Below are 10,429 nucleotides of genomic sequence, written 5' to 3'. Positions count from 1 at the left end.
ATTGAATTTTATAAACAATCTAAAGAATATATCAACTTTACTAAAGAATTTTTTGATAAACCTTTGAAATATGAAAATTTGGGAATATTTTTAAAACCACAAGAATTGGAGCGTTTAAGGCAAGATTCTAAGCTGTTTGATGTTACTAAAAGATATTTAAATAATTTTATTGAAGCTTTAGAAGAGAGAATAGAACTAGAAAAAGCTAAATTATTTAAAGAAAAAGACGTGTTAAACTATTTAAAAGAAAATAAAGAATTAAGAGTTAAGTTAAAAAACATACTAGATAAGGAACTTGTTCATATTAAACAACATCGTCCAGATATAGTAGCATCTTGGAAATACTATCAAGAATTTGAAAAAATGTGCAAAGAGTTGGATCAATAGTTAACATTAGAGTAAAAGTCGAGCATTATAATTTTTTGAGAAGAAAAGTTGAAGTTAACAATATCGATCAAGAGTATTAGTATTTTTTCTTAGAAATTTATCAATATCATAAATAAATAATATCAGTAATTAAGGAAATGATTAGTGTTTTTATCAGAGAGTTTTTAAATTTTAAAACAAAAATGAAGTAAATATGGTATGATATATTAAAATATTTAAAACAACAAAAGCTAAGGAGTAATAAGTGATAATAATTTCTCATAGAGGATTTTGGCATAATCATAATGAAAAAAATTCTATTGCTGCTTTTGATCGAAGTTTTATTAGTCTATATGGTCTTGAAACAGATTTAAGAGATATGGGGGGGGGGCATAGTTATATCGCATGATATGGCTAATGAAAATTGTTTAAAATTAGAAGATTTTTTTAAGCTTTATAAAAAATATAATACAAATTTACCTTTAGCCTTAAATATAAAGGCTGATGGACTTCAAATTCTACTTAAGAAACTTATTCAAAAATATAAAATTACAAATTATTTTGTATTTGATATGTCAGTTCCTGATGCTTTGCTTTATATCGATTTAAATTTTAATGTCTTTACTAGACAAAGTGAATATGAAAAAGAGCCTAGTTTTTATGATAAGGCTTGTGGTGTTTGGATGGATGAATTTTATTCACATTGGATAGATAAAAATATTATAAAAAAACATATTGATAATGGTAAATTAGTTTGTATAGTTTCTCCAGAGCTTCATAAAAGAGACTATAAAAAAGAATGGCAAGAATACAAACAAATAGAAAAAGAGTTACATATACAAGATAAATTAATGATTTGTACTGATTATCCTGATGAGGCAAGGAGGTTCTTTAATGACTAAGATAAAAGCCATTATTTTCGATATGGATGGAGTTTTGATTGAAGCTAAAGATTGGCATTATGAAGCTTTAAATAGAGCTTTAAAACTTTTTGGCATGGAAATTACTAGATATGAGCACTTGACAACTTTTGATGGTTTGCCAACTAAGGATAAATTAAAAATGCTTTCATTGGATAGAGGATTGCCTAAATCTCTACATTCTTTTATAAATGAATTAAAACAGCAATACACTATGGAAATAGTTTATAGTTTGTGCAAACCTAGGTTTCATCATGAATATGCTTTATCAAAGCTAAAATTTGAAGGTTATAAAATGGCAGTTTGTTCTAATTCTATACGCAATAGCATTGAGGTAATGATGAAAAAATCAGCTCTTGAAAATTATTTAGATTTTTATATTTCCAATGAAGATGTAAAAAAAGGAAAACCTGATCCTGAGATGTATATCAAAGCTATAGAAAGATTAAAGCTAAATCCTAAGGAATGCATGATAGTGGAAGATAATGAAAATGGTATAAAAGCAGGTAAGGCAAGCGGAGCTAATGTGATGATTGTAGATGAAGTTAGTGAAGTAAATTATGAAAATATTAAAAATCATATTTTTAAATTTGAAAAGGAATTGAAATGTTAAATATAGTGGTTCCTATTGCGGGTAAAAGTTATTTTTTTGATAATGAAAAAGACGGTTTTCCAAAGCCGTTTATTGAAATTTGTGGAAAAACTATGTTGGAACATTTTGTTAAAAATTATGAAAATGTCAAGAGTAAACGTTTTATTTTTATACTTAAAGAAGAAGATGTAAAGCGTTATCATTTGGATGATGCAATTAATGTTTTAACTAATAATCAAAGCAAAATTATTATTCTCAAACATGAAACACAAGGCATGGTTTGTTCTGTTTTGATGGCTATTGATGAGATTAATTTAAATGATTCTTTGCTCATTGTCAATATGGATCAAATTTTTGAGTATGATTTAAATGAAGTTATTTCAGATTTATCTTTAAATGATGCAGGTGTTTTAAGCTTTGAGAGTGTTCATCCAAGATGGGCTTATGTAAAATGTGATGAAAATAATTTTGTTTTAGAAGCTTTTGAAAAAAACCTGTAAGTAAAAATGCAATAGCGGGATTTTATTATTTTAACAAGGCCAAATTTTTTGTAAAATCAGCTTTTGATATGATTAAAAAAGATGTTAATTATGAAGGAAAATATTTTATCGCTTCAACATTAAATGAATTAATTTTACAAGATAAGAAAATTATAAATATTTCAATTGATAAAAATCGTTATTTTACTTTTTATTCTCATGTGAAGATTAATGAATATGAAAGGATTAAAAATGCTTAAAAAATTAACTGAAAAATATATCAGTGCTTTTAATAAAAAAGATATAAAAGAAGTAGCAAACTTGTTAAATGAGAATTTTGTTTTAGAAGACCCAGTTGTAAAAAGAATAGAAGGCAAAGAAGAATGTTTAAAAGTTATTGAAGATATTTTCAATAGTTGTAAAAAACTAAGCTTTAGCGCTAAAAATATTTTTCAAGATAAAAATACAACTTTTATAGAATTTATTTTAATACTTGATGAGACTAGACTTGAAGGTGTGGATATCATAGAATGGCATAATGAAAAAATTGTTGAACTACGTGCTTATTTGGACATTCCGAAAGGTTGATTATGAAAAATTATAAATTAGATGAAATGATTCGTGGTTGGTTTGTGGGAAATTTCGATCCAAGTGTTTTTAAAACTAATGATGTGGAAGTTGGCGTGAAAGAATATAAAAAAGGTGATACCGAAGAAAAGCATCATCATAAAATTGCAACTGAAATTACTGTTATTATTAGTGGCAAAGTAAGGATGAATGATAGGATATATTCTAAAGGCGATATAGTGATGATTTATCCAGAGGAATCTACAGACTTTGAAGCCTTGGAAGATACAATAAATATCGTTGTAAAACTTCCAGGAGCTAATGATGATAAATATTTAGGAGAATGTCAATGAATATAGTGATTCCTATGGCTGGGCTTGGAAGTCGTTTTGCAAAGGCTAGTTTTGATAAACCAAAGCCTTTTATTGATGTTTTGGGTAAGCCAATGATAGTTAGAGTGCTTGAAAATTTAAAATATAAAGATGCAAGATATATTTTAATAGCAAGAAAAGAACATTTGATTAAAGAAAAAAAGTTAGTTGATGAAATTAAAAATAATTTTAATGTAGAATTTATAGCTATCGATAAACTTACAGAAGGAACAGCTTGTACTGTGCTTTATGCAAGAAAATATATTAATAATGATACGCCATTAATGATAGCAAATTCTGATCAGATTGTTGATATTGATATAACTGATTTTATCAATGATAGTTTCAAACGAGGTTTAGATGGTTCAATATTGACTTTTGTAGACAAAGAAAAAAATTCAAAATGGTCATTTGCAAAATTAAATAATGATTTGGTAGTAGAAGTAAAAGAAAAAGAAGCTATTAGTGAATTTGCTACAGTTGGGATTTATTTTTTTAATAAAGGAAAAATATTTGTTGAAAGTGCCATAGATATGATTGTAGAAAATGATAGAGTTAATAATGAATTTTATACTTGTCCTGTTTATAATTATACAATAAAAAATGGTGCTAAAATAGGTATTTATAATATTGATTTTTCTCAAATGCATGGAATTGGAACACCTGAGGATTTGGAGAAATATATTAATCATTTATATTGTAAAATTGATAAGGCATAGAATGTTAGATATAAATATTTTAATTGAAAAAGCTATAGATAATTGGAGTTATGAGTTTCTTGATATTTTTTTAAATAATGAAAATTTATCCGATGAACATTTATTGTTGATGTATAAATTGGGGCGATATAATTTTTTTTAGAAAATATTGATTATATTGATCGATTATCATCATTTTTAAATACTGATTCTAAAGATTTATATGATTTTATACACACATGCTTAAAAGATAAAACTGTAAATGAAAATTTTTTAATTGGAAATTATAAAAATTCATATATGAGTTTTTTATCTTCCCATTTGGATGTTATTGATTTTAGGGATTTTAATTTTTTTTTAAAAATTTTAAATGAAGTAAAAAAATCTCAAGATTTAATCTTGCAATCTTTTTTTTTAAAAAATTCAATAGATTTTTTTTATGTTAATTCAAGTGATATTTTTTTCAAAGGTGGAATTTATTTTGTTATGTTAGAAATTATATATAATAATTTCTTAGATACCTTGGGTGGAAAATTGTATTATGATAAATTAAGAGTTATTGCTGGAAAATATTTTTACCAAAAAAAATCCTATTCAGGAGATAGGATAGCTTTATGTTTAAATGGGCAGCTAAGACCAGGTTGGCGTGATAGTATTAAAGCATTAATTGATTCTTTTTCTCATCTGGGTAATATTGATGTTTTTATATATTCTTGGGATATGGAAAGTTTGTGGCCAGGTTCTGGTGGAAATGGTGTGGGATGGATTAGAAGATTTTTTCACCCTATACTTAATGAATGTCCTCGTGAACTTATAATGTCTAATATCGATTTTTCTAAAAAATTTCCGAATGTTTTTAATGTAATTTTAAAAGAATTTAACAAAAAAATTTTTATCAAAGATGTACTAGCTTTAGATAATAAAATAAAAAAAGTGATTTTGGAATCGTATTCTAAAGTTGTTAATCGTTTGGGAGAATTAAAAAATGATTCTAAACAATTTTATGGAATTTATCAAGTGTATAAGGCAATGGAAGAATATGAAAAGCAAAAGAATTTTAAATATGATTTTATCGTGCGTGTTAGACCTGATTATATCATAGAAAAGAATGATATAAAAATCGAAGATTTACATCTATTGGAATTAAATGAAATCTATAGTTTAAGAGGATCAGCTGGACTGGATGATAGTTTAGAAATAGGTAGAAGAAATGCTATGGAAGTTTTTATGAAAACTTGGATATATGCTAAAGAAAATAAGGAAAATCCTTATTTTAATTCAAATCTGAAAAATTATCCACAAACCTGCATGAGTCCAGGAACAGGATTTCTATCGCATTATATTTTAAGCCAATGGGTTGATTTTTTAAAATTAAGAGTGATAAAATTGGATATACAAAGTTCTTATATCAATAAATTTTTATTCAACAATATATGTTTTCCGGATATAAAAAATGAATTAGATAAAGACATTCACTTTATTAGAAAAAATAAGATTTTTAATGAAAATCAAATTGAAAAAATTATTAATTTTTTTGACTTTATAGCTCAAAAATATAAGATAATTGCCAAATATCCTGATAATTTAGCTAGATTAAAAGTGCAAAATCATTTATCATATAAATTAGGTCAAGCAATGATAGATAATTCAAAGAGTATATTAGGATGTATCAGAATGCCCTTTGTTTTATTTTATGTAAAAGAAAAGCATTATAAGGAGCAATTAGCGTATAATCAAAAAATAAAAATAAATCCAGATTTAATCTCACCTTCTCTTAAAGATTGTCCAGATTATAAAGAGGCTTTAAAGATTAAAAATTATTTTTCATATAAATTGGGTGGAGCTTTTATTAAAGCAAGTAAAAATTGGTATAAAGGAGGATATATTAAATTTTTATTTTTCGATTTGCCTCGCCTAAATAAAAATAGGAAAAATAAAAACATAGTTAAGAAATTTAAATAAATTGTGCTATACTTTAAATATTTAAATAGATTAGGAAGATTTAATTTTTATATGAAAACCATAATTATAGATTTAGATGGAACTTTGACTATTGATGATGATAAAGTTGATTATTGTGATAAAAAGCCAAATCTTGTTCTAGTAGAAACTATAAAAGAGTATAAAAAACAAGGCTTTAAGATTACTATTTTTACAAGTCGAAATATGCGAACTTTTAATAATGATATAGAAAAAATCAAAATACATACTTTACCTATTATCACCTCTTGGCTTGATAAGCATAAAATTCCTTACGATGATATTATTGTCGGCAAGCCTTGGTGTGGATTTGATGGTTTTTATGTAGATGATAAGGCTATTCGTCCTTCTGAATTTATTAATCTTAAATATGAAGAAATTAAAGAGCTTTTAAAAAAAGAAAATCCATACAAAGATGGTGGAAATCGATGATACTTATAACTTCTGCTAAATACTTATCCGCTGATTTTACTTTAGAATTCGGTAAGATACCCCCTTCTTTTTTACCTTTGGGAAACAAAAGGCTTTATGAGTATCAAGTAGAGATTTTTAAAGATATAAAGCAAAAAATTGTCCTATCTTTGCCTAAAAGTTTTAAGCTAAATCATCACGATCAAAAAAAACTTAATGAATTAGGTGTTGAACTTTTATTTGCACCTGAAAATTTATCACTAGGCGAATCTATAGTTTATTGCTTAAATGTTGGTTGTAATTTTAATGAATGTTTGCATATCTTACACGGAGATACTTTTTTTAAAAATCTTTCATTTAAAGATGATTCCTTGCAAGTGATGAAGATAAGAGAAAGCTATGAATGGGCTTACTTGGATGATGATTTTTTAACTATAAACAAAATACAAGATAAAGATTTTATTTTAACTGGTGCGTATAGTATTACTGATCCTAAATTTTTAATTAAATCTATAGTTGAAAATAATTATTCTTTTATTGGTGGTTTAAAAGCGTATTCAAAGACTTATCCTTTTAACGTTATCGAAAATGATACTTGGCTTGATTTTGGGCTTATTACAAGTTATTTTCATTCTAAGCAAATTGTAAGCACTCAAAGAAGTTTCAATAGTATAAGTTTTAAAAATGGTTATATCAAAAAAACATCAAAATGGGAGAAAAAAATTCAAGCCGAAATAAATTGGTTTGAAAGACTCCCAAAGGAAATGATTCTTTATGTTCCTAAAGTTTTAAATGGATCAAATAACTATCAAATCGAATATATTTATAACAATACCTTATCTGAACTTTTGGTTTTTGGGAATTTACCTCATTATGTTTGGAAAAGAATTTTTTATTCTTTAAAGGAATTTTTAGATTGTTTGCACTCTTTTTCAATTAAAAATGAAAATGCAAACTATATTAATTTTGATTATAAAAAGAAAACATTACAAAGATTAAATGAATTTCAAAAGCAAAGTGGTATTGATTTGCAAAAAAATATCAAAATTAATTCCAAAATTTATCCAAACGTTTATCATTTGATAGAAAAATTAGATTTGTTTATGAGAGAGAGAGGTAAAACCAATAGTTTTATTCATGGAGATTTTTGCTTTTCAAATATCATGTATGATTTTAGATCAGGCAGAATTAAAGTTTTTGATCCTAGGGGGTTTGATTTTGATGAAAATATAACTCCTTATGGGGATAAAAATTATGATTTTGCAAAACTTATTCATTCTGTTTTTGGTCTTTATGATTTTATCATTGCAGGTTTTTTTGAGTATGATATTACAGCGGATCAAATAGAATTTTTTATTGATAAAAATGAAAATTTATCAATCATTCAAAAGGAATTTTTACAAATTTTTAATATAGATGAAAACATAAAAGCTTTGTGTATCCATTTATTTTTATCTATATTGCCTTTGCATAGTGATTCACAAACCAAACAAATGGCATTTTTGGCTAATGCTTATAGACTTTATGATGAGTTTTTTAAGGAGAAAGGATGATTATAATTTTTCCTATGGCAGGACTTAGCAGTCGTTTTGCTAAAGCGGGTTATATTAAGCCAAAATATATGCTTGATTTGAAAGGAAATAGTGTATTTTTCCATGCAATCAATGGTTTTAAAAAATACTTTAATGAGTGCAAATTTATTTTTATTTATCGAGATATACAAGATACAAAAGGATTTATAAAAAAAGAATGTGCAAATTTAAATCTTAATTTATATGAGAGTGTGAAATTGGATAAAGAAACTTTAGGGCAAGCACATACAGTGGCCTTAGGAATTCAAAAAGCAGAAATTAAAGATGATGAGAGTATTTTGATTTTTAATATTGATACTTTTAGACCCAATTTTTCTTTGCCTAAAACTTTGGATTTTTCTAAAATCGACGGGTATTTGGAAGTATTTGAAGCTGAGGGTGAACAATGGTCCTTTGTTTTACCTGGTGAAAATAATACAGTTTTAAAAACTACAGAAAAAGAAAGAATTTCTAGTTTATGTAGCAGCGGTTTGTATTATTTTAAAAAAGCGGTATATTTTAAAGAAATATTTGATACAATGCAAAAAGAAAATAATCTTAGCAAGGGTGAGTTTTATATAGCCCCTATGTATAATTATTTGATCCAGCAGAAAAAAAATATCCAATATCATAAAATAAATATTGATGATATAATATTTTGCGGAACCCCTGCTGAATATGAAAATTTAAACACCTAAAGGACCCTCACCATGAAAAACCCAAACTCAGCTATAGAAAGAATAAAAAACCATTTAGCTTATAAATTAGGTAGAGTTATGATTGACTTTAGTCATCAAAGAAATAATTATAAGCATGGGGGGGGGTATATAGCATTATTTAAAAAACTTTATCAAATAAACAAACAACACAAAAAAGAACAAAAAATTTATCAACAAACCATACAAGTTTTTCCTCAACTCAAATATCCAAATTTAGAAACATGCAGCGATTATGAGCAGGCTTTAAAATATAAATTTCATTTATCTTATATGCTTGGTGAAGTTCTTATACAAACTTTTCAAAATTTACATAAAGGAAGTATGTTTAAATTAGCTAAAAATATTAAAAAAGCCAATAAAGAATTTAAAATATTTAAAGAAATTTTTAATAATTTTGCGAAATTAAGTCCAAATATCATTAAAATAATCTCTAAAAATAAGCAAGCCTTTTTAAAAGAACTTCCAAGAATACAAAATATATTAAAAATTCATCAAGATTATCAACTTATACTTGATAATATTTTCCATAATTTTAATTATTTTATACAAAATTTTAATCTTATAGAAGAATGGCTATTATCAAATGATTTTAATGAAAAATATAAAAAAGAAAACCATCCTTACCCTTCATTATTTGATCCTAAAAAACTAAATGATGAAAAAGAAAAAATAAACTATAAAAACATATCAGCTGAACTTGCTTGGGAAATGAATCTACCTTTACCTGATAATTATGAATTTGTGTTTTTATCTGGTGGATTATCTGGGCATGCTGCAATGATGTCATTTTTTAACGTTTGTGGCATTGGATATTTGTATCATCATATGGATTTAATGAAAAATAGATATATAGATTATTACCATTTTTCTAGGATTGAAAATTTATATTCAATTATAACATATGGACAATACAGTTTAACGCAAGGAATGAATAATATAGGTAAATATTTGACTTTAATTAATAAAATTCCAATTCTTTTTTTGGTAAGAGATCCTATATCAAGACTAAAAACCGGAGTAAATCATCCTATTCTAAATCCAAAAAGTATGAAGGAGATATGTTTAAACAATGATTATAGTGATGTGTTTAAGAATAAAATGTATGTTGGCGATATTGGAAAAAATTTTTACTATTCAGAAAAGCCAAGCATGAAATATTTACCTAGATGGATTAATGAAGATACAATGTATCAGACATCGCTTTGCTTATTATTTTCAAATAGAGATATTACTTATATTGACATGGAAGAAATAAAACCAGCAAAGGCATTCGATACAATGTGTGATTTAGCTAACAAATTTGGTTTTAAGAAACCAACGGATAAAAAATTTTTTGAAGGAGTTATGAATGGAGATTTAGCAGGTTTTATACCTATTAATTTATTTATTGATAAAAAAAATTTAATTTATAATAACAAAGTTATTTATAAAGATAATGATAGCATCCATCTTCAAATCACATCTACAAATTTAATTGAATTTTATAAACAATCTAAAGAATATATCAACTTTACTAAAGAATTTTTTGATAAACCTTTGAAATATGAAAATTTGGGAATATTTTTAAAACCACAAGAATTGGAGCGTTTAAGGCAAGATTCTAAGCTGTTTGATGTTACTAAAAGATATTTAAATAATTTTATTGAAGCTTTAGAAGAGAGAATAGAACTAGAAAAAGCTAAATTATTTAAAGAAAAAGACGTGTTAAACTATTTAAAAGAAAATAAAGAATTAAGAGTTAAGTTAAAAAACATA

At 25.5% G+C, this 10,429-nt stretch carries 13 protein-coding genes and 1 pseudogene; all 14 read left to right on the top strand.

Going from position 1 to position 10,429, the window contains the following annotated elements:
• Window positions 1-387: DUF2972 domain-containing protein (locus AJ930_RS09895; RefSeq protein ID WP_148122821.1), on the top strand; the 387-nt coding region annotated here is incomplete at its 5' end.
• 244 nt (window positions 388-631) lie between these two features.
• Window positions 632-775 (top strand): hypothetical protein, encoded by a 144-nt coding sequence (locus tag AJ930_RS10745; protein ID WP_251824838.1) that lies wholly within the window; start codon window positions 632-634, stop codon window positions 773-775.
• 1 nt (window position 776) lies between these two features.
• Window positions 777-1,268: a hypothetical protein gene (locus tag AJ930_RS09890; RefSeq protein WP_251824837.1), complete on the top strand. Its 492-nt coding sequence runs from the start codon at window positions 777-779 to the stop codon at window positions 1,266-1,268.
• Entirely contained in the window at window positions 1,261-1,899 is a 639-nt protein-coding gene (locus AJ930_RS09885) for an HAD family hydrolase (RefSeq protein ID WP_070275291.1), read from the top strand. The genes AJ930_RS09890 and AJ930_RS09885 overlap by 8 nt, the downstream gene beginning before the upstream one ends.
• Window positions 1,893-2,617: pseudogene (locus tag AJ930_RS09880) on the top strand (glycosyltransferase family 2 protein). Before AJ930_RS09885 ends, AJ930_RS09880 begins: the two are co-directional and overlap by 7 nt.
• Window positions 2,610-2,945, top strand: coding sequence for a nuclear transport factor 2 family protein (locus tag AJ930_RS09875; protein WP_070275290.1), 336 nt, complete (start codon window positions 2,610-2,612; stop codon window positions 2,943-2,945). Before AJ930_RS09880 ends, AJ930_RS09875 begins: the two are co-directional and overlap by 8 nt.
• A gap of 2 nt (window positions 2,946-2,947) precedes the next feature.
• Complete coding sequence (locus AJ930_RS09870; protein WP_070275289.1) at window positions 2,948-3,277, top strand: hypothetical protein; 330 nt, start codon at window positions 2,948-2,950, stop codon at window positions 3,275-3,277.
• Window positions 3,274-4,014: a glycosyltransferase family 2 protein gene (locus tag AJ930_RS09865; protein ID WP_070275288.1), complete on the top strand. Its 741-nt coding sequence runs from the start codon at window positions 3,274-3,276 to the stop codon at window positions 4,012-4,014. Before AJ930_RS09870 ends, AJ930_RS09865 begins: the two co-directional genes overlap by 4 nt.
• Before the next feature lies 1 nt (window position 4,015).
• Complete coding sequence (locus AJ930_RS10735; protein ID WP_261659542.1) at window positions 4,016-4,156, top strand: hypothetical protein; 141 nt, start codon at window positions 4,016-4,018, stop codon at window positions 4,154-4,156.
• A gap of 323 nt (window positions 4,157-4,479) precedes the next feature.
• Window positions 4,480-5,955: a sugar transferase gene (locus tag AJ930_RS09860; RefSeq protein WP_261659541.1), complete on the top strand. Its 1,476-nt coding sequence runs from the start codon at window positions 4,480-4,482 to the stop codon at window positions 5,953-5,955.
• A gap of 51 nt (window positions 5,956-6,006) precedes the next feature.
• Complete coding sequence (locus tag AJ930_RS09855) at window positions 6,007-6,405, top strand: HAD hydrolase family protein (RefSeq protein ID WP_070275287.1); 399 nt, start codon at window positions 6,007-6,009, stop codon at window positions 6,403-6,405.
• A complete protein-coding gene (locus tag AJ930_RS09850) occupies window positions 6,402-7,937 on the top strand; it encodes a capsular biosynthesis protein (protein WP_070275286.1) in 1,536 nt (511 codons plus the stop codon). Before AJ930_RS09855 ends, AJ930_RS09850 begins: the two co-directional genes overlap by 4 nt.
• Window positions 7,934-8,653: a glycosyltransferase family 2 protein gene (locus AJ930_RS09845; protein WP_070275285.1), complete on the top strand. Its 720-nt coding sequence runs from the start codon at window positions 7,934-7,936 to the stop codon at window positions 8,651-8,653. Before AJ930_RS09850 ends, AJ930_RS09845 begins: the two co-directional genes overlap by 4 nt.
• A 12-nt stretch (window positions 8,654-8,665) precedes the next feature.
• Window positions 8,666-10,429 (top strand): DUF2972 domain-containing protein (locus AJ930_RS09840; protein ID WP_070275284.1); only part of this gene is annotated, 1,764 nt, incomplete at its 3' end.

It is taken from the genome of Campylobacter sp. BCW_6871, from assembly GCF_001762325.1.
In the GTDB taxonomy this organism is placed as follows: Bacteria; Campylobacterota; Campylobacteria; order Campylobacterales; family Campylobacteraceae; genus Campylobacter_D; species Campylobacter_D jejuni.
Note: the sequence above shows the minus strand (reverse complement) of the source record. Positions and strands in the feature narration are given on the sequence as shown.

Coding starts and splice junctions, on each gene's coding strand:
- AJ930_RS09890 (WP_251824837.1), top strand. CDS start 777: ATGGCTAATGAAAATTGTTTAAAATTAGAAGATTTTTTTAAGCTTTAT.
- AJ930_RS09885 (WP_070275291.1), top strand. CDS start 1,261: ATGACTAAGATAAAAGCCATTATTTTCGATATGGATGGAGTTTTGATT.
- AJ930_RS09875 (WP_070275290.1), top strand. CDS start 2,610: ATGCTTAAAAAATTAACTGAAAAATATATCAGTGCTTTTAATAAAAAA.
- AJ930_RS09870 (WP_070275289.1), top strand. CDS start 2,948: ATGAAAAATTATAAATTAGATGAAATGATTCGTGGTTGGTTTGTGGGA.
- AJ930_RS09865 (WP_070275288.1), top strand. CDS start 3,274: ATGAATATAGTGATTCCTATGGCTGGGCTTGGAAGTCGTTTTGCAAAG.
- AJ930_RS10735 (WP_261659542.1), top strand. CDS start 4,016: ATGTTAGATATAAATATTTTAATTGAAAAAGCTATAGATAATTGGAGT.
- AJ930_RS09860 (WP_261659541.1), top strand. CDS start 4,480: ATGTTAGAAATTATATATAATAATTTCTTAGATACCTTGGGTGGAAAA.
- AJ930_RS09855 (WP_070275287.1), top strand. CDS start 6,007: ATGAAAACCATAATTATAGATTTAGATGGAACTTTGACTATTGATGAT.
- AJ930_RS09850 (WP_070275286.1), top strand. CDS start 6,402: ATGATACTTATAACTTCTGCTAAATACTTATCCGCTGATTTTACTTTA.
- AJ930_RS09845 (WP_070275285.1), top strand. CDS start 7,934: ATGATTATAATTTTTCCTATGGCAGGACTTAGCAGTCGTTTTGCTAAA.